The organism is Pseudomonas tohonis, from assembly GCF_012767755.2.
In the GTDB taxonomy this organism is placed as follows: Bacteria; Pseudomonadota; Gammaproteobacteria; order Pseudomonadales; family Pseudomonadaceae; genus Metapseudomonas; species Metapseudomonas tohonis.
The window spans coordinates 6,676,254-6,702,214 of record NZ_AP023189.1; the positions used below are offsets into that span (position 1 = coordinate 6,676,254).

Annotated in this window: 23 protein-coding genes; 12 read left to right on the forward strand and 11 right to left on the reverse strand. The window is 68.3% G+C overall.

The window, feature by feature from the left end; all coding sequences use genetic code 11:
* Positions 1–124 precede the first annotated feature (124 nt).
* Positions 125–1,432, forward strand: a complete 1,308-nt coding sequence (locus HSX14_RS30365; RefSeq protein ID WP_173178194.1) for a PQQ-dependent sugar dehydrogenase — start codon at positions 125–127, stop codon at positions 1,430–1,432.
* A gap of 291 nt (positions 1,433–1,723) precedes the next feature.
* On the opposite strand, the gene HSX14_RS30370 is transcribed toward HSX14_RS30365, so the two are convergent.
* The gene (locus tag HSX14_RS30370) at positions 1,724–3,010 is read right to left on the reverse strand and encodes an MFS transporter (protein WP_173178193.1); all 1,287 of its coding nucleotides are present in this window, start codon (positions 3,008–3,010) and stop codon (positions 1,724–1,726) included.
* Positions 3,011–3,299: 289 nt separating this feature from the next.
* Here HSX14_RS30370 and HSX14_RS30375 point away from each other — a divergent pair, with 289 nt between their 5' ends.
* Both HSX14_RS30375 and HSX14_RS30380 read left to right on the forward strand, forming a co-directional pair.
* Complete coding sequence (locus HSX14_RS30375) at positions 3,300–3,707, forward strand: acyl-CoA thioesterase (protein ID WP_111263325.1); 408 nt, start codon at positions 3,300–3,302, stop codon at positions 3,705–3,707.
* 137 nt (positions 3,708–3,844) lie between these two features.
* Positions 3,845–4,762 carry a D-hexose-6-phosphate mutarotase gene (locus HSX14_RS30380; protein WP_173178192.1) on the forward strand — a complete coding sequence of 306 codons (918 nt, stop codon included), beginning with the start codon at positions 3,845–3,847 and terminating at the stop codon, positions 4,760–4,762.
* Positions 4,763–4,899: 137 nt separating this feature from the next.
* Here the strand turns inward: HSX14_RS30380 and HSX14_RS30385 are convergent, their stop codons facing one another.
* The 4 genes from HSX14_RS30385 to purE form a co-directional block, all read right to left on the reverse strand.
* Positions 4,900–5,445, reverse strand: a complete 546-nt coding sequence (locus HSX14_RS30385; RefSeq protein ID WP_173178191.1) for a DUF3299 domain-containing protein — start codon at positions 5,443–5,445, stop codon at positions 4,900–4,902.
* A gap of 66 nt (positions 5,446–5,511) precedes the next feature.
* On the reverse strand, positions 5,512–5,757 hold the full coding sequence (locus tag HSX14_RS30390; RefSeq protein WP_173178190.1) for a GlsB/YeaQ/YmgE family stress response membrane protein: 246 nt from the start codon (positions 5,755–5,757) through the stop codon (positions 5,512–5,514).
* Between the two features lie 75 nt (positions 5,758–5,832).
* On the reverse strand, positions 5,833–6,915 hold the full coding sequence (locus HSX14_RS30395; RefSeq protein WP_173178189.1) for a 5-(carboxyamino)imidazole ribonucleotide synthase: 1,083 nt from the start codon (positions 6,913–6,915) through the stop codon (positions 5,833–5,835).
* 3 nt (positions 6,916–6,918) lie between these two features.
* Entirely contained in the window at positions 6,919–7,410 is a 492-nt protein-coding gene (purE, locus tag HSX14_RS30400) for a 5-(carboxyamino)imidazole ribonucleotide mutase (protein WP_111263329.1), read from the reverse strand.
* 233 nt (positions 7,411–7,643) lie between these two features.
* On the opposite strand from purE, the gene adhP reads away from it, so the two are divergent.
* Positions 7,644–8,666 carry an alcohol dehydrogenase AdhP gene (adhP, locus tag HSX14_RS30405; RefSeq protein WP_173178188.1) on the forward strand — a complete coding sequence of 341 codons (1,023 nt, stop codon included), beginning with the start codon at positions 7,644–7,646 and terminating at the stop codon, positions 8,664–8,666.
* Between the two features lie 18 nt (positions 8,667–8,684).
* On the opposite strand, the gene HSX14_RS30410 is transcribed toward adhP, so the two are convergent.
* A complete protein-coding gene (locus tag HSX14_RS30410; protein ID WP_173178187.1) occupies positions 8,685–9,605 on the reverse strand; it encodes a LysR substrate-binding domain-containing protein in 921 nt (306 codons plus the stop codon).
* 174 nt (positions 9,606–9,779) lie between these two features.
* On the opposite strand from HSX14_RS30410, the gene HSX14_RS30415 reads away from it, so the two are divergent.
* Positions 9,780–11,204: an aspartate ammonia-lyase gene (locus tag HSX14_RS30415; protein WP_173178186.1), complete on the forward strand. Its 1,425-nt coding sequence runs from the start codon at positions 9,780–9,782 to the stop codon at positions 11,202–11,204.
* Positions 11,205–12,069: 865 nt separating this feature from the next.
* On the opposite strand, the gene pdxR is transcribed toward HSX14_RS30415, so the two are convergent.
* On the reverse strand, positions 12,070–13,536 hold the full coding sequence (gene pdxR / locus HSX14_RS30420; RefSeq protein WP_173178185.1) for a MocR-like pyridoxine biosynthesis transcription factor PdxR: 1,467 nt from the start codon (positions 13,534–13,536) through the stop codon (positions 12,070–12,072).
* Positions 13,537–13,625: 89 nt separating this feature from the next.
* Between pdxR and HSX14_RS30425 the strand changes: the two genes are divergently transcribed.
* The 4 genes from HSX14_RS30425 to HSX14_RS30440 all read left to right on the forward strand — a co-directional run bounded on the left by HSX14_RS30425 (position 13,626) and on the right by HSX14_RS30440 (position 18,578).
* A complete protein-coding gene (locus tag HSX14_RS30425) occupies positions 13,626–14,258 on the forward strand; it encodes an FMN-binding negative transcriptional regulator (RefSeq protein ID WP_173178184.1) in 633 nt (210 codons plus the stop codon).
* 22 nt (positions 14,259–14,280) lie between these two features.
* A complete protein-coding gene (locus HSX14_RS30430; RefSeq protein ID WP_173178183.1) occupies positions 14,281–14,724 on the forward strand; it encodes a GNAT family N-acetyltransferase in 444 nt (147 codons plus the stop codon).
* 10 nt (positions 14,725–14,734) lie between these two features.
* Complete coding sequence (locus tag HSX14_RS30435; protein WP_173178182.1) at positions 14,735–15,418, forward strand: GNAT family N-acetyltransferase; 684 nt, start codon at positions 14,735–14,737, stop codon at positions 15,416–15,418.
* A 256-nt stretch (positions 15,419–15,674) separates the two neighbouring features.
* Positions 15,675–18,578 (forward strand): autotransporter family protein, encoded by a 2,904-nt coding sequence (locus tag HSX14_RS30440; RefSeq protein WP_173178181.1) that lies wholly within the window; start codon positions 15,675–15,677, stop codon positions 18,576–18,578.
* Positions 18,579–18,780: 202 nt separating this feature from the next.
* Here the strand turns inward: HSX14_RS30440 and HSX14_RS30445 are convergent, their stop codons facing one another.
* Complete coding sequence (locus tag HSX14_RS30445) at positions 18,781–19,473, reverse strand: hypothetical protein (RefSeq protein ID WP_173178180.1); 693 nt, start codon at positions 19,471–19,473, stop codon at positions 18,781–18,783.
* Positions 19,474–19,528: 55 nt separating this feature from the next.
* A complete protein-coding gene (locus HSX14_RS30450) occupies positions 19,529–20,347 on the reverse strand; it encodes a helix-turn-helix domain-containing protein (RefSeq protein WP_173178179.1) in 819 nt (272 codons plus the stop codon).
* A gap of 168 nt (positions 20,348–20,515) precedes the next feature.
* Here HSX14_RS30450 and HSX14_RS30455 point away from each other — a divergent pair, with 168 nt between their 5' ends.
* The 3 genes from HSX14_RS30455 to HSX14_RS30465 all read left to right on the forward strand — a co-directional run bounded on the left by HSX14_RS30455 (position 20,516) and on the right by HSX14_RS30465 (position 23,500).
* Positions 20,516–21,964, forward strand: coding sequence for an alanine/glycine:cation symporter family protein (locus HSX14_RS30455; protein WP_173178178.1), 1,449 nt, complete (start codon positions 20,516–20,518; stop codon positions 21,962–21,964).
* Between the two features lie 160 nt (positions 21,965–22,124).
* The gene (locus tag HSX14_RS30460) at positions 22,125–23,114 is read left to right on the forward strand and encodes an asparaginase (protein WP_173178177.1); all 990 of its coding nucleotides are present in this window, start codon (positions 22,125–22,127) and stop codon (positions 23,112–23,114) included.
* 185 nt (positions 23,115–23,299) lie between these two features.
* Positions 23,300–23,500: a type II toxin-antitoxin system VapB family antitoxin gene (locus tag HSX14_RS30465; protein WP_173178176.1), complete on the forward strand. Its 201-nt coding sequence runs from the start codon at positions 23,300–23,302 to the stop codon at positions 23,498–23,500.
* A 24-nt stretch (positions 23,501–23,524) separates the two neighbouring features.
* Here the strand turns inward: HSX14_RS30465 and HSX14_RS30470 are convergent, their stop codons facing one another.
* Both HSX14_RS30470 and oadA read right to left on the reverse strand, forming a co-directional pair.
* Complete coding sequence (locus HSX14_RS30470; RefSeq protein WP_173178175.1) at positions 23,525–23,965, reverse strand: CBS domain-containing protein; 441 nt, start codon at positions 23,963–23,965, stop codon at positions 23,525–23,527.
* A 162-nt stretch (positions 23,966–24,127) separates the two neighbouring features.
* Positions 24,128–25,948, reverse strand: a complete 1,821-nt coding sequence (gene oadA, locus HSX14_RS30475; RefSeq protein ID WP_173178174.1) for a sodium-extruding oxaloacetate decarboxylase subunit alpha — start codon at positions 25,946–25,948, stop codon at positions 24,128–24,130.
* Positions 25,949–25,961: the final 13 nt, after the last annotated feature.

The following is a 25,961-nucleotide window of genomic DNA, read 5'->3' on the forward strand; positions in this document are numbered from 1 at the left end:
GAATCGGGGGCCAGTATCTGCAGGCCGTATGAACACTCTATGAACCGAATATGACAATTGGATGAATGGCCATCATGACGGTCCAAACCTGCTTGAATGAGCCCGCACCCCTAGGAGAACGACCATGCACCCCCTACGACTGATGCCCCTGGCGGTCCTCCTCGCCGCCTGCACGGCCTGCGGCGACAAGGCCACCCTCGAGGTGAGCGACGGCACCGGCGCCAACCCCAGGCTGCCGCCGCCGAACAAGACCCTGCTGCCCACGGTGAACGTGGCCCCGGCCAAGGGCTGGGCCGAAGGCGGCCTGCCGACCGCCACCACCGGTACGCAGGTGAAGGCCTTCGCCGAGGGCCTGGACCACCCGCGCTGGCTCTACCTGCTGCCCAATGGCGACGTGCTGGTGGCCGAGAGCAACGCCCCGGCCTCCGATGGCGGCTTCAGCCTCAAGGGCTGGATCGCCGGCAAGGTCATGGAGAAGGCCGGCGCCCGCACCCCCAGCGCCGACCGCATCACCCTGCTGCGCGACACCGACGGCGACGGCGTGGCCGACCTGAAGACGCCCTTCCTGGAAAACCTCCACTCGCCCTTCGGCATGGCCCTGGTGGGCGGGGACTTCTACATCGCCAACGCCGACGCCCTGGTGCGCGTGCCCTACCAGGAAGGCCAGACGCGCATCGACGCCACGCCGCAGAAGGTCACCGACCTGCCGGCGGGCATCAACCACCACTGGACCAAGAACGTCATCGCCAGCCGCGACGGCACCAAGCTCTACGTCACCGTCGGCTCCAACAGCAACGTCGGCGAGAACGGCCTGGAGATGGAGCAAGGCCGCGCGGCGATCTGGGAAGTGGACCGCGCCAGCGGCACCAAGCGCCTGTTCGCCAGCGGCCTGCGCAACCCCAACGGCCTGGCCTGGGAGCCGGAGACCGGCGCACTGTGGACGGCGGTGAACGAGCGCGACGAGATCGGCAGCGACCTGGTGCCCGACTACATCACCTCGGTGAAGGACGGCGGCTTCTACGGCTGGCCCTGGAGCTACTACGGCCAGCACGTCGACGAGCGCGTGGAGCCGGCCAACCCGGATATAGTCGCCAGGGCGCTGGTGCCCGACTACGCCCTGGGTCCGCACACCGCCTCCCTCGGCATCGCCTTCGGCAAGGGCGGCGCCCTGCCGGACTTCCAGAACGGCCTGTTCGTTGGCCAGCACGGCTCGTGGAACCGCAGGCCGCACAGCGGCTACAAGGTGATCTTCGTGCCCTTCAAGGACGGCAAGCCCAATGGCGAGCCGGTGGACGTGCTCACCGGCTTCCTCGATGCCGACGGCAACGCCCAGGGCCGCCCGGTGGACGTCATGCTCGACGCCCGCGGCGCCCTGCTGGTGACCGACGACGTGGGCAACAAGGTCTGGCGGGTGACCTCCACCGCCCAGTGATGGCCAGCCCCGCCAACATCTCCCCTGTAGGAGCGAGCTCTGCTCGCGAAGTGCTCCCTGCAGGGGCATGGCGCCCATCACCGCTGCGCATAGAGCCGGTCCGTAGGATGCGGTGAGTTCAGCGCCGCATCGATGCCCCGTACGTGGGCCATGTAGGGTGGGCCGGGCGGCGTTCCGCTTCAGCCCACCAGCGGGGGTCAGCGTGGGCTGAAGCCCACCCTACGGGAATGCCCCAGCACGAAGTGCTCCTGCAGGGGCATGGCGCCCGTCACCGCAGCGCCAAGCCCTCGATCAGCGCTTCTTGCCGATCAGGTACAGCCCGATGACCATCGCCAGCCCGCACAGCGCCGCCACGTAATAGGCCGGGCCCAGCGGGTCCCACTTCATCAGCAGCGAGACGATCATCGGCGTCAGCCCACCGAAGATGGCGTAGGCCAGGTTGTAGGAGAAGGACAGGCCGGAGAAGCGCACCACCGGCGGGAAGGCCTTGACCATCACATAGGGCACCGCGCCAATGGTGCCGACGAACAGGCCGGTCAGCGCATAGAGCGGGAACAGCCAGTCCGGGTGCGCCTTGAGGCTGGTGTAGAAGGTCCAGGAACTGGTCGCCAGCAACAGCCCGCCCACCAGGAAGGTACGGCCCGCGCCGAAGCGGTCGGCGATGGCGCCGGAGGCGACGCAGCCGACCGTCAGGCAGACGATCGCCAGGCTGTTGGCCTTGAGCGCGGTGGCGGCCGCGAAGCCGTAGACGGTCTGCAGCACGGTGGGGGTCATGAGGATGACCACGACTATGCCCGCCGACAGCACCCAGGTCAGCAGCATGCTGATGGCGATGGCGCCACGGTGCTCGCGCAGCACCGCCTTGAGCGGCACCTCCTCGGCCAGCGCCTTGCGCTGCTGCAACTCGGCGAACACCGGCGTCTCGTGCAGCCAGCGGCGCAGGTACACGGAAAACAGGCCGAACACGCCACCCACCAGGAAGGGCACGCGCCAGGCCCAGGCCTGCACCTCTTCCGGGGTGTAGAGGGTGTTGATCAGGGTCGCCATCAGCGAGCCCAGCAGGATGCCGAAGGTCAGCCCCGACGTCAGGGTGCCGCAGGCGTAGCCGATGTGCCGGGTCGGCACGTGCTCGGCGACGAACACCCAGGCACCGGGCACCTCGCCACCGATGGCAGCGCCCTGGATCACCCGCAGCAACAGCAGGGCCAGCGGCGCCCAGATGCCGATCTGCGCGTAGGTCGGCAGCAGGCCCATGATCAGCGTCGGCACCGCCATCAGGAAGATGCTCAGGGTGAACATGCGCTTGCGCCCCAGCAGGTCGCCGAAGTGCGCCATGACGATGCCGCCCAGGGGCCGCGCCAGGTAACCGGCCGCGAAGATGCCGAAGGTCTGCAACTGGCGCAGCCACTCGGGCATCTCGGCGGGGAAGAACAGCTTGCCGACCACCGCCGCGAAGAACACGAAGATGATGAAATCGTAGAACTCGAGGGCACCGCCCAGGGCGGACAGGGAGAGGGTCTTGTAGTCGCTGCGGGTCAACGGCCGCGCGGGGGCCTCGGAGGCGGTAACGGTGGACATGGAGGGTCTCTTGTCAGTGCAGGCAGGGCATGCCCCGCCGCTGCGTTGGCGGCGGGCCGGTCCGCAAAATAGCAAAAAGCCGCCGGGCGCACACAATCTCTGACGTATGGGTGGTCAAAAGCGAAACCCGGCGGTCGTCGCCCGACGCGGCGAGCTATATACTGCGCGCTGTTGCGCGCGGGCGACATGCAGTGGGTCGGCGGGCGCAGGGGGAACTTTGCAGGGCACCTTGTCCTTCCCCGTCCATTGAAGCCATCCAGAGCAGCACAGGGGCAGAGGCACCCCAGGCATGATCGAGATCGAAGAAGAAGAAAACCTGACTCCCCAGGGCGACCTGGCCTTGCAGATCACCGCGCTTCCGCGCGAAACCAATGGTTTCGGCGACATCTACGGCGGCTGGCTGGTCTCGCAGATGGACCTCGCCGGCACCGCCATGGCCAGCAAGGTCGCCGGCGGCCGCGTCGCCACCGTCGCCATCGACCGCATGGCGTTCCTCGTCCCGGTGGCCGTGGGCGCCCAGCTCTCCTTCTATACCCAGGCACTGGAGATCGGCCGCAGCTCGATCCAGATGCTGGTCGAGGTATGGAGCGACGACCCGCTCTCCAGTGAATGGCGCAAGGTCACCGAAGCGGTGTTCGTCTTCGTCGCCATCGACGGCAGCGGTCGCACCCGCCCCGTTCCGCCGCGCCGCGGCTGAGCCGCACGAGGGGCGCCGCAGCCGCGAACGCCCCCTCTTCCCGATATTGCTCACGCATTCGCCGGTTTCGGGGAACCCCGCCGGCCCGCCCCTGCCCAATGCAGACGGCAAGCAGCCACAGGCCCAGGAGCCCCCGGATGAACAGCGAAAGCAAGGTTCCGCAGATCGAGCGGATCGAGATGGACGAACTGGCGTGCTGGCGCCTGCGCACCGCCGACGCGGAGCTGCTGGTGGCCCAGCAGGGCGCCCAGGTGCTGAGCTACCAGCGCAACGGCGAAGAGCCGCTGATCTGGCTCAGCGAGCAGGCGGCGTTCAAGCGCGGCCAGTCGGTGCGCGGTGGCGTGCCGGTGTGCTGGCCCTGGTTCGGCGACCTGCGGCGCAACCCCCTGGACGTGCAGGCGCACTACCCGGCGGACAGCGAGGCCCCGGCCCACGGCGGCGTGCGCAGCCTCGACTGGGAACTCGAAAGCGTCGAGGCCCTGGAGGGCGCGGCGCGCCTGGTGCTGTCCTGGGACAGCCGCCGCACGCCCCTGCCCGGCTGGAACGGCGACGCCGAGCTGCGCCTGGAGATCCGCCTCGACCAGCGCCTGCACCTGAAACTGGAAACCCGCAACCGCGGCACCGCGCCCCTGGCCCTGACCCAGGCGCTGCACAGCTACTTCGCCGTCGGCGATATCCACCAGGCCCATGTGGAAGGCCTGGACGGCTGCGACTACATCGAGACCCTGGAAGGCTGGGAGCGCCGCGTCCAGCAAGGCGATGTCGGCTTCGCCGGCGAGACCGACCGCATCTACCTGGGCACCCCGTCCCGCCTGGCCATCCGCGACCAGGCCTGGCAGCGCCGGGTGCTGATCGAAGCCAGCGACTCCGCCTCGGCGGTGGTGTGGAACCCCTGGATCGACAAGGCCGCCCGTCTCTCCCAGTTCGCCGACGACGCCTGGCAGCGCATGCTCTGCATCGAAACCGCCCGCGTGCTGGACGACGCCCTGCTGCTGCAGCCCGGCGCCAGCCACGGCATGGCCGTCAGCCTGTGGAGCGAAGCGCTTGGCGACTGAAGTCGCCCCTGCATAGGCTCGGACGTGTCCGTTGTGTAGGGTGGAGGTCGCTTTCTACCTCCACCAGGCGGAGCCAAACGCGGCACATTGTGATGGCTCGACCCGGTATTGGCGGGGCGCGCCACCCGAACGCCGACTCACTGGATATCCTCGTCCCGCACCACCCTCACCTCGCCCGCATCCAGCGCATAGGCGGCATCGGCCAGATCGTTGCTGACCGACTCCACCTTCAGCGTGCCGGTGACCCAGAGCGGGGTGTAGATATCGTCGAGCGCGACGCCCTTGGGGTAGCGCACCAGCACGATCTGGTTCGGCGGTGGCGGCGGAACGTGGATGCAGGCGCCCGGGTAGGGCACCAGGAAGAACAGCGTGCCGCGCCCCTTGGCGTCGGTCTCCAGCGGCACCGGATAGCCCCCGATACGGATCTTCTGGCCATTGAGCCTGGCCACGGTCTTCGCCGAATACATCACCGCCGGCAGGTCCTTGTCCTGCTGCTTGAGGCCACCCTTGTTGCCGAAGGTGCCATCCGCCTCCGGGGTGTCGTGGCTGATCTCGGGCATCTCCTCCAGGGCCTTGCGGTCCTCGGGGGGCATCAGCTCGAGCCAGTCGGTTTCCGGCAGCTCCAGCCGGGCATGGGCCAGGGTGCTGCACAGCAGCAGGGAGAAAAGCAGGGCGCGGCGCATCGGGCAGGACTCACGTAAAGAAACAGGCGCCAAGACTAGCGGCGCCCGTTCCCGGTTCCCAGCCCCTCAGCTCTTCTTGATGGCGCCGTAGATCACCAGAAGGATGACGGCACCGACCACGGCACCGATGAAGCCGGCACCCTCGCCGGCCTGGTAGATGCCCAGGGCCTGGCCGCCGTAGGTCGCGGCGACGGAGCCCCCGATGCCCAGGAGGATGGTCCAGATCCAGCCCATGCTGTCGTCGCCGGGTTTGAGGAAGCGCGCGACCAGACCGACGATCAGGCCGATGAAGATGGTTCCGATGAGCCCCATGGCATTTACTCCTGAATGAAAAAAGGGCGTGTCCGTGGACACGCCCTTTTTCAGACTGGAAGCAGCCACCGGGGTTCAGCCGGCGATCAGCGCCTCGACCTCGGCGATGCGCGCCTTCAGGGTCGCCAGGTCCGCGCTGCGCAGGGTGGCGTGGCCGACCTTGCGCCCGGCCTTGAAGGCCTTGCCGTAGTGGTGCAGGTGGCAGTCGCCGACGGCGATCACCTTCTCCACCGACGGTACTTCGCCGATGAAGTTGAGCATGGCGCTCTCGCCCACCTTGGCGGTGGAACCCAGCGGCAGGCCGGCGACGGCGCGCAGGTGGTTCTCGAACTGGCTGCACTCGGCGCCTTCGATGGTCCAGTGGCCGGAGTTGTGCACGCGCGGGGCGATCTCGTTGGCCTTCAGGCCGCCGTCCACTTCGAAGAATTCGAAGGCCAGCACGCCGACGTAGTCCAGCTCGCGCAGCACGCGGCCGACGTAGTCCTCGGCCAGGCCCTGCAGCGGGTGGTCGGTGCTGGCGATGGACAGGCGCAGGATGCCGTTCTCGTGGGTGTTGTGCACCAGCGGGTAGAAGCGCGTCTCGCCGTCACGGGCGCGTACCGCCACCAGGGACACTTCGCCGGTGAAGGGCACGAAGCCTTCGAGGATGCAGGGCACGCTGCCCAGCTCGGCGAAGGCGCCGGCCACGTCCACCGGGGTGCGCAGGACCTTCTGGCCCTTGCCGTCGTAGCCCAGGGTGCGGGTCTTCATCACCGCCGGCAGGCCGATGGCGGCCACGGCGGCGTCCAGGTCCGCCTGGGACTGGATATCGGCGAACTCGGGGGTGGGGATGCCCAGGTCCTTGAACATCGACTTCTCGAACCAGCGGTCACGGGCGATGCGCAGGGCATTGGCCGAGGGATAGACCGGCACGAACTGGGAGAGGAAGGCCACGGTCTCGGCCGGCACGCTCTCGAACTCGAAGGTCACCAGGTCCACTTCGTCGGCCAGCTGGCGCAGGTGGTCCTGGTCGCCGTAGTCGGCGCGGATGTGCTCGCCGAGCGCCTGGGCGCAGGCGTCGGGGGCCGGGTCGAGGAAGGCGAAGTCCATGCCCAGCGGGGTGCCCGCCAGGGCCATCATGCGGCCGAGCTGGCCGCCACCGATCACGCCGATCTTCATGGGTCAGGCCTCACGCGGGTCCGGGTTGTCGAGCACCGAGCGGGTCTGCTCGTCGCGGAAGGCCTTCAGCGCCGCGTGGTACTGCGGGTGCTGGTGGCCGAGGATGCTGGCGGCCAGCAGGGCGGCATTCACCGCGCCGGCCTTGCCGATGGCCAGGGTGGCGACCGGGATGCCCGCCGGCATCTGCACGATGGAGAGCAGCGAGTCGACGCCCGAGAGCATGGACGACTGCACCGGCACGCCGAGCACCGGCAGGTGGGTCTTGGCCGCGCACATGCCCGGCAGGTGGGCGGCACCGCCGGCACCGGCGATGATCACCTGGATGCCACGGGCCTCGGCCTCATCGGCGTACTGGAACAGCAGGTCCGGGGTGCGGTGGGCGGAGACCACCTTCACTTCATAGGGGATGCCCAGCTTGTCCAGCATCTCGGCGGTGTGGCTGAGGGTGCTCCAATCGGACTTGGAGCCCATGATCACGCCTACCAGTGCGCTCATCGTCGTGCCTCATCAAGGGTCGAAAAACCAACAAGCCACGCATAGTGCGTGGCTTGTCTGCGATGTGGGCCGGCGTGCGCTGCCGGCCGAAGGCCGCGCAGTATAACGCAAAGCCCGCCCTTGCCTACCGTCCGTCCAGCGGCTCGCCAAGGCGCCCGGAAATTGCCCTGGAGCAAGGGGCGGCCTGGCTTGCGGGTGCACACTCCAGGCTCCTTTTCCAGGAGGTGCATGCCATGAACCAGACCATGAAAGCCGCCGTCGTCCACGCCTTCGGCGAACCGTTGCGGATCGAAGAGGTGAAGGTCCCGCTCCCCGGCCCCGGCCAGATCCTCGTGAAGATAGAGGCCTCGGGCGTCTGCCACACCGACCTGCACGCCGCCGAGGGCGACTGGCCGGTCAAGCCCGCCCTGCCCTTCATCCCCGGCCACGAAGGCGTCGGCTACGTGGCGGCGGTGGGTGCCGGGGTCACCCGCGTCAAGGAAGGCGACCGCGTCGGCGTGCCCTGGCTGTACACCGCCTGCGGCTGCTGCGAACACTGCCTGACCGGCTGGGAAACCCTCTGCGAAGGCCAGCAGAACACCGGCTACTCGGTGAACGGCGGCTATGCCGAATACGTGCTGGCCGACCCCAACTACGTCGGGCTGCTGCCCAAGAACGTCGGCTTCGCCGAGATCGCGCCGATCCTCTGCGCGGGCGTCACCGTCTACAAGGGCCTCAAGGTCACCGGCGCGCGCCCCGGCCAGTGGGTGGCCATCTCCGGCATCGGCGGCCTCGGCCACGTGGCCGTGCAGTACGCCCGCGCCATGGGCCTGCACGTGGCGGCCATCGACGTCGACGACGCCAAGCTCGACCTGGCGCGCAAGCTCGGCGCCAGCCTCACGGTCAATGCCCGCAACGAGAACCCCGCCGAGGTGATCCAGCGCGACATCGGCGGCGCCCACGGCGTGCTGGTCACCGCGGTGTCCAACAGCGCCTTCGGCCAGGCCATCGGCATGGCCCGTCGTGGCGGCACCGTGGCCCTGGTCGGCCTGCCGCCGGGCGACTTCCCCACGCCCATCTTCGATGTGGTGCTCAAGGCCATCAGCATCACCGGCTCCATCGTCGGCACCCGTGCCGACCTGCAGGAAGCGCTCGACTTCGCCGGCGAAGGCCTGGTGCATTCGACCTTCAGCACCGACCGCCTGGACAACATCAACGCCATCCTCGACCGCATGCGCGCCGGCCAGATCGAGGGCCGCGTCGTCCTGCAGATGTGACCGCAACGCGGCCCCGGCTCAGGCCGGGGTCGCGCCCTCGCTGCCCGCCCCGCCTTCCAGCTTGCGCCACAGCAGGCGGATCGACGCCTTGCGCACCAGGGCGCAGCGGTACAGGCGGATCTCCAGCGGGATATGCCACTGGCTGCCCCCGCACACCACCAGCTCCCCGCGCGCCAGCTCGGCCTGCGCACTCAGGCGCGGCACCCAGGCCACGCCCATGCCCTGCAACGCCATGCTCTTGAGGCTGTCGGCCATGGCCGTCTCGTAGACGGTGGTGGAACGCAGCGCGCGCTGGCGCAGTAGCAGGTTCACCGAGCGCCCGAGAAAAGCCCCGGCGGTATAGGCCAGCAACGGCACGCTCTGCCCGCTCTCCAGGCTGTAGAGCGGCTCGCCATGCGCATCCACGGCGCTCACCGGCAGCATCTCGGTGCTGCCCAGGTGCATCGAGGGGAAGATCTCCGGGTCCATCTGCAGGGAGGCGTCGGGGTCGTAGAAGGCCAGGATCAGGTCGCAGCTGCCCTCGCGCAGGGAGTGCACGGCATCGCCGACGTTGGTGGCGATCAGCCGGCTGGCGATGTTCAGGCCCTCGCCACGCAGCCGCGCGATCCACTGCGGGAAGAAGCCCAGCGCCAGGGAGTGGGCGGCGGCGAACTGCAGCACCTCGCCCTGCTGGCCTTCCAGGTGGTGCAGGTGGCGCACCACCTCGCCCATCTGCTCGACCATGCTGCGCGCCGTGACCAGGAACAGCTGGCCCGACTCGGTGAGTTCGATGGGCGTGCGCGAGCGGTTCACCAGGGTCAGCCCCAGGGCCGACTCCAGGCTGCGGATGCGCCGGCTGAAGGCCGGCTGGGTGACGAAGCGCTTCTCCGCCGCCTGGGAAAAGCTGCGGGTGGCGGCCAGGGCGACGAAGTCCTCCAGCCATTTGGTTTCCAGGTTCATCTCGGCCCCTTGCCCGATTTTGGTGCACACGCTTCTCGAACGAAGCGGGTCACGGCCACATTATGCCGTTTATGCATGACCCAGCGGATAACAGCATTGGTCGACGAAAGGCTGGAAGCTTAGTCTATTGGGCATCGCGGCACTGGCCGTGTCCTTCCCGAGATGTATTACATCATGTTCTCCGCTGCATCCTTCCGCGTCGAAAAAGACCTGCTCGGCACCCTCGAAGTCCCCGCCGATGCCTACTACGGCATCCAGACCCTGCGCGCCGTGCAGAACTTCCGCCTCTCCGGTGTGCCCCTGTCGCACTACCCGAAACTGGTGATCGCCCTGGCGATGGTCAAGCAGGCCGCCGCCGATGCCAACAGGCAGCTCGGCCACCTCGATGCCGAGAAGCACGCCGCCATCAGCGAGGCCTGCGCCCGCCTGATCCGTGGCGACTTCCACGACCAGTTCGTGGTGGACATGATCCAGGGCGGTGCCGGCACCTCCACCAACATGAACGCCAACGAGGTCATCGCCAACATCGGCCTCGAGGCGATGGGCAAGCAGAAGGGCGAGTACAAGTACCTGCACCCGAACAACGACGTGAACATGGCGCAGTCCACCAACGACGCCTACCCGACCGCCATCCGCCTGGGCCTGCTGCTCGGCCACGACGCGCTGCTGGCCAGCCTCGACAGCCTGATCCAGGCCATCGCCGCCAAGGGCGTCGAGTTCTCGCACATCCTCAAGATGGGCCGTACCCAGCTGCAGGACGCCGTGCCCATGACCCTGGGCCAGGAATTCCACGCCTTCGCCACTACCCTGGGTGAAGACCTCGGCCGCCTGCGCAGCCTGGCGCCGGAACTGCTCACCGAGGTCAACCTGGGCGGCACCGCCATCGGCACCGGCATCAACGCCGACCCCGGCTACCAGCACCTGGCCGTCGAGCGCCTCGCCGCCATCAGCGGCCAGCCGCTGAAACCCGCCGCCGACCTGATCGAGGCCACCTCGGACATGGGCGCCTTCGTGCTCTTCTCCGGCATGCTCAAGCGCACCGCGGTCAAGCTGTCGAAGATCTGCAACGACCTGCGCCTGCTCTCCAGCGGCCCGCGCACCGGCATCAACGAGATCAACCTGCCGGCACGCCAGCCGGGCAGCTCGATCATGCCCGGCAAGGTCAATCCGGTGATCCCGGAAGCGGTCAACCAGGTCGCCTTCGAAGTGATCGGCAACGACCTCGCCCTGACCCTGGCGGCCGAAGGCGGCCAGCTGCAGCTGAACGTCATGGAGCCGCTGATCGCCTACAAGATCTTCGACTCGATCCGCCTGCTGCAACGCGCCATGGACATGCTGCGTGAGCACTGCATCGTCGGCATCACCGCCAACGAAGCCCACTGCCGCGCGCTGATGGAGAACTCCATCGGCCTGATCACCGCGCTGAACCCCTACATCGGCTACGAGAACTCCACCCGCATCGCCAAGGAAGCGCTGGTCAGCGGCCGCGGCGTGCTGGAACTGGTGCGCGAGGAGAAGCTGCTGGACGAGTCCATGCTCGCCGACATCCTCCGCCCGGAAAACATGATCGCCCCGCGCCTGGTGCCCCTGAAGGCCTGACGCGACACCCGACTCACCAGGAGGGGCCCAGCCCCTTCATCCTTCAAGGATGGCGCCCGCCATCCTTTTTTTTGCCTGTGGAAAAGCGGTTATCCACAAGCTTCACTGGCACCGCTCCTCTACGGTTGTAGGGTGGATAACGCTCTTTTATCCACCGAGCGGAGCCGATCCCAACACCACTGCTCACCCCGTGGGAGCGAATTCATTCGCGCTGGAGCCGCAGCCACCTGAGACTATCCCGCGGGCTGCACCCCTTTCGCGGCTGAAGCCGCTCCCACGTAAAGCACAGCAAGCGCCGGTGAATCGGCGCCAACCTCGACGCCGAAACGGTGGACCGATAAAGCGCAGTCCACCCTACCCCCGGGCGCATGGTGCCCGTACGCACCATCCCGCTGCGTAGTGTGGACAACGCTCTTTTATCCACCGAGCGGAGCCGATCCCAGCACCGCTGCTCACCAGTGGGAGCGAATTCATTCGCGATGGAGCCGCAGCCACCTGAGACTATCCAGCGGGCTGCACCCCTTTCGCGGCTGAAGCCGCTCCCACGAAAAGCACAGCAAGCGCCGGTGAATCGGAGCCAACCTCGACGCCGAAACGGTGGACCGATAAAGCGCGGTCCACCCTACACCCCTGGCACCGCTCCTCTCCGGATGTAGGGTGGATAACGCTCTTTTATCCACCGAGCGGAGCCGATCCCAGCACCGCTGCTCACCCCGTGGGAGCGAATTCATTCGCGATGGAGCCGCAGCCACCTTGGGGATGTCCGGCGGGCTGCACGACTCTCGCGGCTGAAGCCGCTCCCACAAGTACCACCACCCTCGGCCGGGATAACCGTGCGGGTGGCCCTGGGCGAATGCATTCGCCCCTACAGCCTCCACGCCTTGCGCAGCGCCGCCAGCGCCTTGGCGATCTCCGCCTCGGGCACGGCGGCGAAGCCCAGCACCAGCCCCGCACGGTTATCCACAGGCGGCTCGTCCCCCGGCAGCCAGTAGCTGCTGAGCCCGGTGAGCTCGACACCGGCCTTGTCGGCCGCCGCGATCAGTTGGCGCTCGCGAGCGAGACCCGCAACCCGCACACACAGGTGCAGCCCGGCTTCCACGGCCGGCATCGGGGCGCAACCGGGGATATCCACAGGCCAGCCCGCCAGCAGTGCATCGCGGCGGCTGCGGGCGGCGGCGCGCATGCGGCGGATGTGCCGCTGGAAGTGCCCGGCGGCGATGAACTCGGCCATCACCGCCTGGGTGCCGATCTCCGAGTGGCGCATGTCCAGGGCACGGCGCCGGGCGAAGGGCTCCACCAGCGCCGGCGGCAGCACCAGGTAGCCCAGGCGCAGCGCCGGGAAGGCGATCTTGCAGAAGGTGCCGACGTAGAGCACCCGCCCCTGCCGGTCCAGCGCCGCCAGGGGGGCCAGGGGCGTGCCGCTGTAGCGGTACTCGCCGTCGTAGTCGTCCTCGACTATCCAGCCGTCGTGGCGCTCCGCCCAGTCGAGCAGCTCCAGGCGCCTCGCCAGGGACAGGGTCACCCCGGTGGGGTACTGGTGGGACGGCGTGACGTAGACCAGGCGGCAATCCCCGGCCCGCTCCAGGGCAGCGGTATCCAGCCCTTCGGCGTCCAACGGGATGCCGGCGAGCTGCGCGCCGGCCACGGCGAAGGCATGGCCGGCGGCGCGGTAGCCGGGGTTCTCGATGGCCACCCGGTCCCCCGGCTCGACCAGCAGCTGCGCGCAGAGGCTGATGGCCTGCTGGGCGCCGCAGGTGACGATCACCTGCGCCGGGTCGCAATGCAGGCCCCGGCTGTTGCGCAGGTAGGCGGCGATCAGCTCGCGCAGCTGCCAGTCGCCCGCCGGGTCGCCATAGCCCAGGCGCGCGGGCGAGGGCTTGCGCCAGAACCGCGCGGATAGCCGCGCCCAGGTCTGGAAGGGGAACAGGTCGAAGGCCGGCACGCCGACGCGGAAGGCCCGGGGCGGCCCGCTCAGCGGGTGCTTCAGGTGGTGGGCAGCCAGGCGCGACAGCGCCTCGCCGGCGGCCGCCCGCACCGGCACGGGGGGCGCAGCGCGCGGAGCTGTGGATAACTCGGCCACGTAGGTGCCATCGCCGACGCGCCCCGCGATGTAGCCCTCGGCATAGAGCTGGTCGAAGGCACGGGTCACGGTGTTGCGCGAAATGCCCAGCAATGCTGCCAGGTCGCGGCTGGCCGGCAGCCGCGTGCCGCCCTGCAGGCGCCCATCGAGGATGCGTTCGCGCAACCTCTCATAGAGCTGGCGGGCCAGGCCCTGGCGCGCATCCAGGCGGATGCCGGATAGATCGACGGGAAGCGGCACGGCGATCGGCATGGATTGGCCCTGTGAAAGTCGCGGGAAATGGCTCTTACAACGGACCAATATCCTGCCTAGCATGCGTCCATCACGCCAGGAGAATCGCCATGTACCTGCCCGCCGCCTTCCGCCAGGAAGACCTCGCCGAGCTGCACCTGCAGATCCACCAGAGCCGCCTGGCGACCCTGGTCTGCCAGGGCGCCGGAGGCCTGGTGGCCAGCCACCTGCCGCTGCTGCTGGAGCCCGGCGAAGGCGAGTACGGCACGCTCTACGGCCACCTGGCCCGGGCCAACCCGCACTGGCGCGCACTCGCCGATGGCGCCGAGGCGCTGGCGGTGTTCAACGGCCCGGACGCCTACGTCACCCCCAGCTGGTACGCGGCCAAGGCCGAGCACGGCAAGGTGGTGCCGACCTGGAACTACATCGCCGTGCACGCCCATGGCCAGGCCGAGGTGTTCGACGACGCCGAGCGCCTGCTGCACCTGGTCGGCCGCCTCAGTGACCGGCACGAGGCCGGGCGACCGCAGCCCTGGGCGCTGGGCGACGCACCGCGCGAGTACATCGACGCCATGCTGCGCGCCATCGTCGGCTTCGCCCTGCCGATCCGTCGTATCGAAGGCAAGTGGAAGCTCGGCCAGAACCGCAGCCAGGCCGACCAGGACGGCGTGCGCGAAGGCCTGGGCGCCAGCACCGACGAGCGTGATCGCGAGCTGGCCCGGCGCATGGCCCCCTCCCTCTGACCCACCACGACAAGGAAGCAGCATGTCCCTCGAAATCCGCCCGGTCGGCGTCGCCGACCACGCCGCCTGGCTGCCGCTGTGGCAGGGCTACCAGCGTTTCTACAAGACCGAGATCGCCACCGAGACCACCGCCATCACCTGGCAGCGCTTCCTCGACGGCGCCGAACCCATGCACGCCGCCCTCGCCTGGCAGGGCGAGCGCGCCGTGGGGCTGGTGCACTTCATCTACCACCGCTCCTGCTGGACGGTGGGCGACTACTGCTACCTGCAGGACCTCTACGTGGAGGATGGCCTGCGCGGCGCCGGCATCGGCCGCGCGCTGATCGAGCACGTCTATGCAAAGGCCCGCGCGGCCGGCGCCTCGCGGGTGCACTGGCTGACCCACGAGACCAACACCGACGCCATGCAGCTGTACTACCGCATCGCCGACCGTTCCGGCTTCCTCCAATACCGCAAGATCCTCTGAGGCCCACCCCATGAACCAGGAAGCGCAACTCGACTGGCACCCCGTACCCGCCCCGGCCCACGCCCCGCTCGCAGGCCGTTACGTAGACCTGGAGCCACTGGACATCGCGCGTCACGGCGACGATCTCTGGCACGCCCTGCAAGGGCCCGGCCACGACCCGGCGCTGTGGAGCTACCTGCCCTACGGCCCCTTCCCCGAGCGCGCGTCCTTCGACACCTGGCTCGCCGGCCACGCCGCCAGCCGCGACCCGCTGTTCTTCACCGTCATCGACCGCGCCAGCGGCCGCGCGGTAGGCCTGCTCAGCTACCTGCGCATCGCCCCCAACGACGGCTGCATCGAGATCGGCCACATCGCCTTCGGCGCCCCCATGCAGCGCTCGCCCGCCTCCACCGAGGCGGTCTGGCTGCTGGCACGCCTGGCCATGAGCGAGCTCGGCTACCGCCGCCTGGAATGGAAGTGCAACGCCCTCAACGCCCGCTCCATGCGCGCCGCCGAGCGCCTGGGCTTCACCTACGAGGGGTTGTTCCGCCAGCACATGGTGATCAAGGGCCGCAACCGCGACACCGCCTGGTTCTCCATCATCGACAAGGAATGGCCGGCGATACGCGATGCCTTCGAGGCCTGGCTGGCTGTGGATAACTTCGATGGCGACGGCCGGCAGAAGCGCCGCCTGGAGGATTTCAGGAAAGCCTGAAGGCGAACGAACACACTCGCAGGATGGCTAAGAGCGCAGCGAAACCCATCATCGCGGAGCAACCCACGACCGCATGGGTTTCGCTTCGCTCGCGGAACGGTGCCCCGCCCCATCCTAGGGGCTACGGATCCCAGCGAATGCTGGGCCAGTGGAATCAAAACCTCCCTTATTCCCGTAACCCTTCTGTTACGAAACCGTAAGACTTCTTCCTTATAAACAGCGGCCAATCAACAAGATCACGAACAAGGTTGCCGCCATGAACCGCACGCTGTCTCCGCTCGCCCGCTGCGTCGCCCTCGCCCTCACCGGCTTCTCCTCCCTCGCCGGTGCCGCCACCGTCAACGTGGACACCGCCACCACCACAGGCCAGGTGCTCACCGGCGAGACCACCCTGCAGGTGGGCAGCGCCGGCAGCATCACCACCAGCGGCAAGAGCGTGGAGTTGAAGAACGCCACCAGCGGCGCCGGGGTGATCGTCGACAACCGCGGCCTGATCAAGTCCACCGGCGATCGCGGCCTCGACAGTTCGGGCAGCAACCCCTCGCGCACCTACCAGATCATCAACCGCGAGGGCGCCACCATCGACGCCTCCAAGCAGGCCATACGCATCAGCGGCGACCTGGCCGGCACCCACGTGACCATCGACAACGCCGGCACCGTCATCTCCCAGACCGACCGCGCGATCATGCTCAAGGACCTCAAGACCAACGTGCAGATCGACATCACCAACCGCGCCACCGGCCTGATCCGTGGTGTGAAGGAAGACGCCATGCGCGTCGGCAACAACGCCACCATCACCAACTACGGCACCATCAGCAGCGGCGACATGACCAGCGCCGACGCCAAGTTCGACGGCATCGACTTCGACGCCTCCACCGGCGGCAAGGTGGAGAACCACGGCACCATCTCCGGTGGCCGCCACGGCATCACCACCGACGCCGGCGCCGAACTGGTCAACTACGCAGGCGGCGTGATCATCGGCCGCAACGGCTCGGGCTTCGGCTCCGACGGCAACGGCCGGGTCACCAACTACGGGCGCATCACCGGTGCCTACAACGGCCTGGTGCCGGACGGCGACGGTGACGGCGTGGACATCGACGGCGAGGGCTGGATCGACAACCACGGCATCATCGAAGGCACCGGTGCCGGCGGCTTCAAGGACGGCTCGGCCAACACCAGCGAAGGCATCGCCATGGGCGGCGGGACGATCCTCAACCACGCCGGAGCCACCATCAGCGGCGCGGCCAACGCCATCCTCATCGACGACAGCGCCACCGGCGGCGCGCCCTATGCCACCCACCTGGAGAACTTCGGGCAGATCCTCGGCCTGGGCGGCGATGCCGTGCGCATCATCGGCGACAAGAACGACACCGTGATCAACGGCGGCCTGATCAGCAGCACCGGCGGTGTGGCCCTGGACCTGGGCGGCGGCGCCGACAGCCTGACCCTGCGCAGCGACAGCCAGTTCATCGGCCGGGTGGACGGCGGCGCCGGCCGCGACGTGCTGACCCTGGACGATGTCGGCGGCGGCAGCTTCGGCAACAGCGCCCACTTCGAATGGCTGCAGGTCAGCGCCGGCCGCTGGACCCTCGACACCGACGACTTCAGCGAAGGCGGCGAAGTGCTGGCCGGCGCCGAGCTGGTCAACCTCGGTCGCATCGGCGGCACCCTGGGCATCGCCTCGGGCGCCACCTACGCCGGCGGCGGCCATGTGGATAACCTCGACCTGGCCGCCGGCTCCACCCTGGCCTTCGCCGTCGCGGCCGATGGCAGCCACAGCCCGCTGCAGGCCGACGGGCACGTGGCCCTCGACGGCGCCCGCCTGGAGGTGCGCGCCAGCGCCGGCACCTACCCGAACACCCGCCACTACCAGGTGATCCAGGCCGCCGACGGCGTCAGTGGCCGCTTCGCCAGCGTCACCAGCAACTTCGCCTTCCTCACCCCGACCCTGCGCTACGAAGCCGACAGCGTAGAGCTGGACCTGACCCGCAACGACGTCGCCTTCGCCGATGTCGCCGACAGCGGCAACGGCGCCAAGGTCGCGGGCAGCATCAGCGCCCAGGGCAGCCCGCAGCTGTACAACGCCCTGGTCACCAGCAGCAGCATCGAAGCCCGTGACGCCCTGAACCAGCTGGCTGCGCCGAGCAACGCCAGCCTGGCCGGCAGCACCCTGGGCAGCACCAGCCAGGTCAGCGGCGCCATGCTCGGTGCCCTGCAGTCCTTCAGCGGCGGCCTGGGCGGCAACCTGCAGAGTTCGCTGAACGTCGAAGACGGCCCGCTGCTGGCCGCCACCGGCGTGCCGGCAGATGCCCGCAACCTCAACGACCCGTCCGCGCGCGGGCGTCTCTGGGTCCAGGCCCTGGGCAGCCACGGCAACCTCGACGGCAGCCAGGGCGGCCACGACCTGGACAGCGACACCCGGGGCGCCGTGGTGGGCGCCGACTGGGCCATGGGCAGCGACTGGCGCCTGGGCGTGCTCGGCGGTTATTCGCGCACCGACCTGGAGGCCGGCAGCGGCTTCGAGGGTGATGTCGACAGCCTGCACCTGGGCGTCTATGGCCTGCGCCAGGACGGCCCGCTGGCCCTGCGCCTGGGCGCCGCCTACAGCCGCCACGACGGCGACAGCAAGCGCGAGGTGGCCTTCGGCGGCTTCACCGACCACCTGCGCGGCCGCTACGACGCCGAGAGCTTCCAGGCCTTCACCGAGGTGGGTTACGCCATGGGCAGCGGCAACATCCAGGCCGAGCCCTTCGCCGGCGTCGGCTACCAGTACTACGCCCGCGACGGCTATGACGAGAAAGGTGGCGCCGCTGCCCTGCACGTGGACGACCAGGACCAGGGCAACCTCACCAGCACCTTCGGCGTGCGCATCGCCCGCCTCGATACCCTGGACAACGGCATGGCCTTCACCCCGCGCCTCTCGGTGGCCTGGCGCCACGTCTACGGCACCGTCGACAGCAGCACCCGCCAGTCCTTCCTCAGCGGCGGCAGCGCCTTCAGCGTCGAAGGCAGCGCCCTGGACCGCAACAGCCTGCTGCTCGACGCCGGCTTCGACATCGGCCTGAGCAGCACCCAGAGCATCGGCCTCGGCTACAGCGGCGAGCTGGGCGGCAACGCGCAGAACCACGCCATCGTCGCGCAGTGGCAGATGGGATTCTGAAAGCAGAGGGGCCGCAACGCGGCCCTTCGCGGCTGAAGCCGCTCCCACAGGTGGCATCGAGCGTCGCCCGGACCGAGGTGCATCCCGGTGCGTGGGGTGGATAACGCGTTTCCATCCACCGCGCGGAGCCAGGCCCAACCCCATGCCACCTGCGAATTCAGGCGCCATGGGGTGACTCGCCGCCTGCGGGGAAGCGCTTTCTTCAATAGGTGCGGCAGGCGCCCTGGGCCACGGTCTCCAGCAGGCGCTCCTTGCGCTGGCTTTCGCCGTCGAACTCGGCCAGCGGCTGGCGCTTGTTGGTAGGCTCCGTGAACTCCAGGCTCACCAGCAGCCGGTAGATCTGGTAGCGGTTGCGCACGGAGCGGGTGCCCGGGCAGTCGGGGAAGTTGCCGTTCTCGGTCACCAGCACCTCCTGGCAGCCTTCGTCACCCAGGTGTTTCTCGTAGCGATCGGTGCCGCTGCGGTAGGTCTTGCCGGCGCACTTGAGGCGGCGCACCGTCTTGCTGCAGAAGCCGGGCGCGGCGCAGCTCTCGCTGCTGTCGCGCTCCACCTTGTCTTCCTTCGATTCGCGCCAGCGCGCCTGGATGTCATAGCGCAGGCCGCTCTCCCGGCTGGCGAGGAAGAAGGACCGGCCCTGATAGGCGCTCGACGGGACGCTGACGCTGAAGTCGCTGCGTTCGTTGTGCAGGCGCAGGTCGGCGGACCACATCGGGTCCGGGTCGAACTCCAGCTCGATATGGCCCTGGCGCAGTTGCGCCTCGTCGCTCAGTTGCAGGGGCTGGCTGTCGCGGGTGAAGAGGTAGCCCTTGCCGGTGAGGCCACCGCAGCCGGTCAGCCCCAGCAGGAGGGAAGCCAGCAGGGCGCCGCGTGCGGCAGAGGGGGAAGGCGAAATCATGAGGTTCGGTCCTTGATTGGAAAATGGACGGTCCATCGGTGCAGCGGTCTTGCGCTCACTCGATCTCGAAGAGCCCGTTCTTCAGCGGCGCGACATCCAGGCGCTGGCGGATGTCGGCGTCGATGCGCGGGTCGTCGGGGCGGTACAGCATCACCTGGCGGTAGGCGCTGACCCGGTTGATCTCCGGGCCCAGGTATTCCCACACCACGCGGGTGCAGGCGGGGTTGCGCCGGTCGCCGCTGGAGACGCCGGTCTTCAGGCCGTTGAGGCGGGTGATACGGCTCTTGAAGCTGGGAATGAGGATGGTCTGGCTCATCTCGTTGACGGTGAGCGACTCGTAGTCCATCAGGAACACGCGATCCTGCAACTGGAAGGCGGCGCCCAGGTAGCGGCAGCGCACCCAGTCCTCGGCCTGCACGTCGGTGCTGCTGGAGCGCTCCTGGCGTTCCTGGCGCTCGAAGAGGAAGGTGCCGCGCTCCTCCCACAGGTGCACCAGCGACAGCAGGATGGTGCCGGGCACCGACATGCAGTTGGAATATTCGAAGTAGTAGCCGCAGTAGCGCGACAGGTTGCCGGACTCCTCGCGCAACGGCCGCAGCAGGTCCAGCAGCGGGTCGCTGGCCGGGGAGGCATCGCCTTCCCGGCGGCGGGCGCCGATCAGGCGGGCGAACTGCTCGGTCGGCTGGCTCAGCTCGTAATCCTCGACGCCGAAGAAATCACCGATGCGCTTGAGGTTGTAAGCCGTCGGACGGCTCTGCCCGCTGAGGTACTTGTTGAACTGTGCACGGTTGATCGCCAGCTTGCGGCAAACCTCCGCGATAGAGCGGTAGTGGCTGCAGAGCAGCTTGAGGTTTTCCCCCAGATTGTCCGACAAGGTCTGAACTCCCCCGATGCGAGCGGCGCGAATATAGCATCAACTCGCGCCACTTCGAATCGACCTGCGAAATTGCCTGACCGGCGGCCATTGGCCAAACATGCGCGCCTTGATCGCGACCGGGTCGCGGCGTTCACCGTCCGAACAATAAGAATCGAGGAATTCTCCATGCTCGAAATGCTCAACGACTTCCTGTCCGGGAAGGTGCTCATCGTGCTGATCGTCGGCCTGGGTACCTACTTCACCCTGCGCTCGCGATTCGTGCAGTTCCGCCATTTCGGCCATATGTTCGGTGTGTTCAAGGAGTCCATCCGTGGCCAGGCCGGCCAGCTGAGCTCCTTCCAGGCCCTGATGCTGAGCCTCGCCGGCCGCGTCGGCGCGGGCAACATCGCCGGTGTCGGCATCGCCGTGACCCTCGGCGGCCCGGGCGCCGTGTTCTGGATGTGGGTGACCGCCCTGGTCGGCATGTCCAGCAGCTTCTTCGAGTGCACCCTGGCCCAGGTCTACAAGCGCGCCGACGGCGACGGCCTGTACCGCGGCGGCCCGTCCTACTACATCCAGCACGGCCTGAAGCTGCGCTGGATGGCGATGGTGTTCGCCGTGCTGCTGCTGGTCACCTACGGCTTCGCCTTCAACGGCCTGCAGTCCTTCACCGTCACCCACTCGCTGGAAAACGCCTTCGGCCTTCCGGTGCAGTACACCGGCATCGGCCTGGCCGTGCTGCTGGGCCTGGTGTTCATCGGCGGCATCAAGCGCATCGCTTCCGTCTCCGACCTGCTGGTCCCGGTGAAGACCCTGGCCTACATCGGCGTGACCCTGTACGTGATCGCCACCCAGATCGAACTGGTCCCGGGCATGCTGGTGACCATCGTCAAGAGCGCCTTCGGCCTCGAGCCCGCCTTCGCCGGCCTGCTCGGCAGCGCCATCGTGATGGGCGTGAAGCGCGGCGTGTTCGCCAACGAAGCCGGCCTGGGCAGTGCCCCGAACGTGGCCGCCGTGGCCGCCGTGAAGCACCCGGCCGCCCAGGGCGTGGTCCAGGCGTTCAGCGTGTTCCTCGACACCTTCGTGATCTGCACCTGCACCGCGCTGCTGATCCTGCTGTCCGGCTTCTACACCCCGGGCTTCGAAGGCGACGGCATCGTCCTGACCCAGAACTCCCTGGCCGCCGTGGTCGGTGACTGGGGCCGGATCTTCGTCAGCGTCGCGCTGAGCCTCTTCGTCTTCACCTGCATCCTCTACAACTACTACCTCGGCGAGAACGCCCTGCAGTTCCTCGCCGGCCGCAGCCGCGCCGCCCTGCTGACCTACCGTGGCCTGGTACTGGCGCTGATCTGCTGGGGCTCGATGCAGAACCTGGGCACCGTGTTCGCCTTCGCCGACATCACCATGACCTGCCTGGCCTTCGTCAACCTCATCGCCCTCGCCCTGCTGATCAAGGTCGGCCTGCGGGTGATGCGCGACTACGACGAGCAGCGCAAGGCCGGTATCGACCAGCCGGTGTTCGACGCCGCCAAGTTCGCCGACCTGGACCTGGACCGTGCCGCCTGGCCGGCCAACCCGGCCGTCGAGGCAGCCCCGCAACAGGCCCCTGCGGCCCTGGCGGAAAGCCACCGCTAAGCGCTCCCGAGCGCTGCACCGGATGCCGCTTCTCCGCCCTGCGGGGAAGCGGCATCGTCGTATCAGGCAACAGTTTCTGGTGGGATCGGCTCGCGATGGCAGCCGGATTCAGCGTTATGCTGGCCCACCGTTTTATTCCCCGAGTGAGCCAGGACAAGGCATGAGCGCAGTCAACAACCTCTTCGTCCTCTATACCGGTGGCACCATCGGCATGCTGCAGACGGCCCAGGGCCTGGCGCCCGCCGGCGGCTTCGAGACGCGCATGCGCGAGCACCTGGCCAGCGCGGGCAAGCCCGCACCGCAGTTCGTCTTCCAGGAGATGCTGCCGCTGCTCGACAGCGCCAACATGACCCAGGCCCAGTGGCTGGCCATGCGCGATGAGATCGTCGCCGCGGTGGTCGAGGGCGGCCATGACGCCGTGCTGCTGCTGCATGGCACCGACACCCTGGCCTACAGCGCCGCCGCCCTGAGCTTCCTGCTGCTGGGCCTGGACGTACCGGTGGTGCTGACCGGCGCCATGCTCCCGGCCGGCTGCGATGGCAGCGACGCCTGGCCCAACCTCTGCGGCGCCCTCGCGGCACTGCAAAGCGGCGTGGAGCCGGGCGTGCACCTGTATTTCAACGGCGGGCTGATGCATGGCGCGCGGGTGAGCAAGCTGCGCAGCGATGCCTTCGACGCCTTCACCGTGTTGCCGCGCCAGCGCAGCGGCGAGCGCGCCGACGCCCTGCCCGCCCTGCTCGGCTTCAACACCCGTCGCGTGCCGGTGAACCTGGCGGTGCTGCCGCTGTTCCCCGGCCTGCAGGCGGGCCATGTGCAGGCGCTGCTGGATTCCGGCGTGCAGGGGCTGTTGCTGGAGTGCTACGGCAGCGGCACCGGCCCGTCGGACAACGCCGAGCTGCTGGCCGTCCTCAAGGCCGCGCACCAGCGCGGCGTGGTGCTGGCGGCGATCAGCCAGTGCCCGGCCGGGCACGTCGAGTTCGGTGTCTACGCCGCCGGCAGCCAGCTGGCGGCCAGCGGCCTGGTCTCCGCCGGCGGCATGACCCGCGAAGCCGCCCTGGCCAAGCTGTTCGCCCTGATCGGCGCCGGCCTCGCCCCTGCTGACGTCGAGCGCTGGTTCGCCCTGGATTTGTGCGGCGAACGGGCGGAGTGACGAACCCGTAGGGGCGACTTCAGTCGCCAAGGGCCGCAGAGCGGCCCAGATCACCGCCAGCCATATGCATCCGACAGCGGTAGGGTGGACCCCGCTTCACCGGTCCACCGCAGCGCAGTACCAGTCGGCACCGCCGGTGGACGTAAAGAGTGACGTCCACCCTTGCCCGGAGGAGGGACCGAAACATGCGCATCACAGTCACCCTCGACGACGCGCTCTACCAGCAGGCATTGGAGATGGCCGATCCCGATATGGACGAGGCCGATCTCGTTCACGAAGTCTTCAAAACCTTCGTGCGAATCCAGGCGGGAAAGCGCCTCGTCTCCCTAGGCTCCAAAACGCCGGACATACAGGACGTGCCACGCCGCCGTACAGACGAGGCGTGACAACGGGCTTCCCAGCAAGGCGGCTCAGGCCATCTCACCCCGGATGTACTGCTCCAGGTGCTGGATCAGCGCGTCCTGCTCGGCGATGGCTTCCTTGACCAGGTCGCCGATGGACAGCAGGCCGACCAGTTGGCCGTCCTCCACCACGGGCAGGTGGCGCAGGTGGCGGTCGGTCATCAGCGCCATGCATTCGCGGATGCTCTGCCGGCCGTTCACCGTCAGCACCGCCTCGGTCATGAACTCGCGCACCGGCGTGACCACCGACGAGCGCCCTTGCAGCACGCCACGGCGGGCGTAGTCACGCTCGCTGACGATGCCCACCAGGCGGCCATCCTCGACCACCGGCAAGGCGCCGATATTGTGTTCGGCCAAGAGGCGCAGGGCATCGAGCATCGGCACTTCGGCGGTGACGGTGTGCACCTGCTGCAGCGGCTTGGCGTGGAGCATCTGGGCAACGGTCTTCATCGGTGATCCTCCTGGGTTGAACCTGATGGGCGCCCAGCATGGCGTCGACGGCCGGGGCACGGCCAGACGGCTATCTGCATGGCGGCCATTGAAAATATTTCGGCCCGGGTAAAGACAAAAAAGGGGAGCCCGAGGGCTCCCCAGGGGACTTCTCGCTCGCGATCATTCGATCTCGATCAGGACCTCGCCCGGGTTGACCCGGTCGCCCTTGGCGATGTGGATCGCCTTGACGGTGCCGGCGATGGGCGCCTGCACTTCGGTTTCCATCTTCATGGCTTCGGTGATCAGCACGGCCTGGCCGGCCTTGACGCTGTCGCCTTCCTTGACCAGCACGTCGACGATGTTGCCCGGCATGGTGGTGCTGACATCGCCGGGCGCACTGGCGTTCTTCCGCTTGCTGCTGTTGCCGGCGACGAAGTCATTGAGCGGCTCGAACACCACTTCTTCCGGCATGCCGTCGATGGACAGGTAGAAGTGGCGCTTGCCGTCGCTCTTCACGCCGACCCCGGTGATGTCCACGCGGTAGCTCTCGCCGTGCACGTCGACCACGAACTCGGTGGGCACGCCCTCGCCGCCGACCGGGGCCGAGCCCTGGCCGTTGGGGATGGGCAGCAGCTCCTCGGGCTTGAGGGTGCCGGCTTCACGCTCTTCGAGGAACTTGCGGCCGATGTCGGGGAACATGGCGAAGGTGAGGACGTCCTCCTCGCTCTTGGCCAGGGCGCCGATTTCCTTGCGCAGCTTGTCCAGCTCGGGCTTGAGCAGGTCGGCCGGGCGCACGTCGATGACTTCCTCGTTGCCGATGGCCTGGCGGCGCAGCTGTTCGTCGATCTCACCCGGGGCCTTGCCGTAGCGGCCCTGCAGGTAGAGCTTCACCTCGTTGGTGATGGTCTTGTAGCGCTCGCCGGCCAGCACGTTGAACACCGCCTGGGTGCCGACGATCTGCGAGGTCGGGGTCACCAGGGGCGGGTAGCCGAGATCCTTGCGCACCTTGGGGATCTCCTCGAAGACCTCGTTGATGCGGTTCAGGGCGCCCTGCTCCTTCAGCTGGTTGGCGAGGTTGGAGATCATCCCGCCCGGCACCTGGTTGACCTGCACGCGGGTGTCGACGCCGGTGAATTCGCTCTCGAACTGGTGGTACTTCTTGCGCACGGCGTGGAAGTACATGCCGATCTCCTGGATCAGCGCGAGGTCCAGGCCGGTGTCGTAGGGCGTGTTGCGCAGGGCCGCGACCATGGACTCGGTGCCCGGGTGGCTGGTGCCCCAGGCCATGCTGGAGATGGCGGTGTCGATGTGGTCGGCGCCGTTCTCGATGGCCTTGAGCTGGCACATGCTGGCGACGCCGGCGGTGTCGTGGGAGTGGATGAACACCGGCAGGTCGACGCTCTCCTTCAGGGCCTTGACCAGGTCACCGGTGGCGAAGGGGGTGAGCAGGCCGGCCATGTCCTTGATGGCGATGGAGTCCACGCCCATCGCCTGCATGGCCTTGGCCTGGGCGACGAAGGCGGCCTCGGTGTGCACCGGGCTGGTGGTGTAGGCGATGGTGCCCTGGGCGTGCTTGCCGGCGGCCTTCACCGCTTCGATGGAGACGCGCAGGTTACGCACATCGTTCATCGCGTCGAAGATGCGGAACACGTCGATGCCGTTGACCGCCGCCTTGGCCACGAAGGCCTTCACCACGTCGTCGCTGTAGTGGCGGTAGCCCAGCAGGTTCTGCCCGCGCAGGAGCATCTGCAGGCGGGTGTTGGGCAGCGCGGCCTTGAGCTTGCGCAGGCGCTCCCACGGGTCTTCCTTGAGGAAGCGCACGCAGGCATCGAAGGTGGCGCCGCCCCAGACTTCCAGCGACCAGTAGCCGACCTGGTCGAGCTTGTCGCAGATGGGGAGCATGTCTTCCAGGCGCATGCGGGTGGCCAGCAGGGACTGGTGCGCGTCACGCAGGATGGTGTCGGTGACGGTGATCTTCTTGGCTTCCGGGGTCTTGCTCATGTTCTGCATCCTT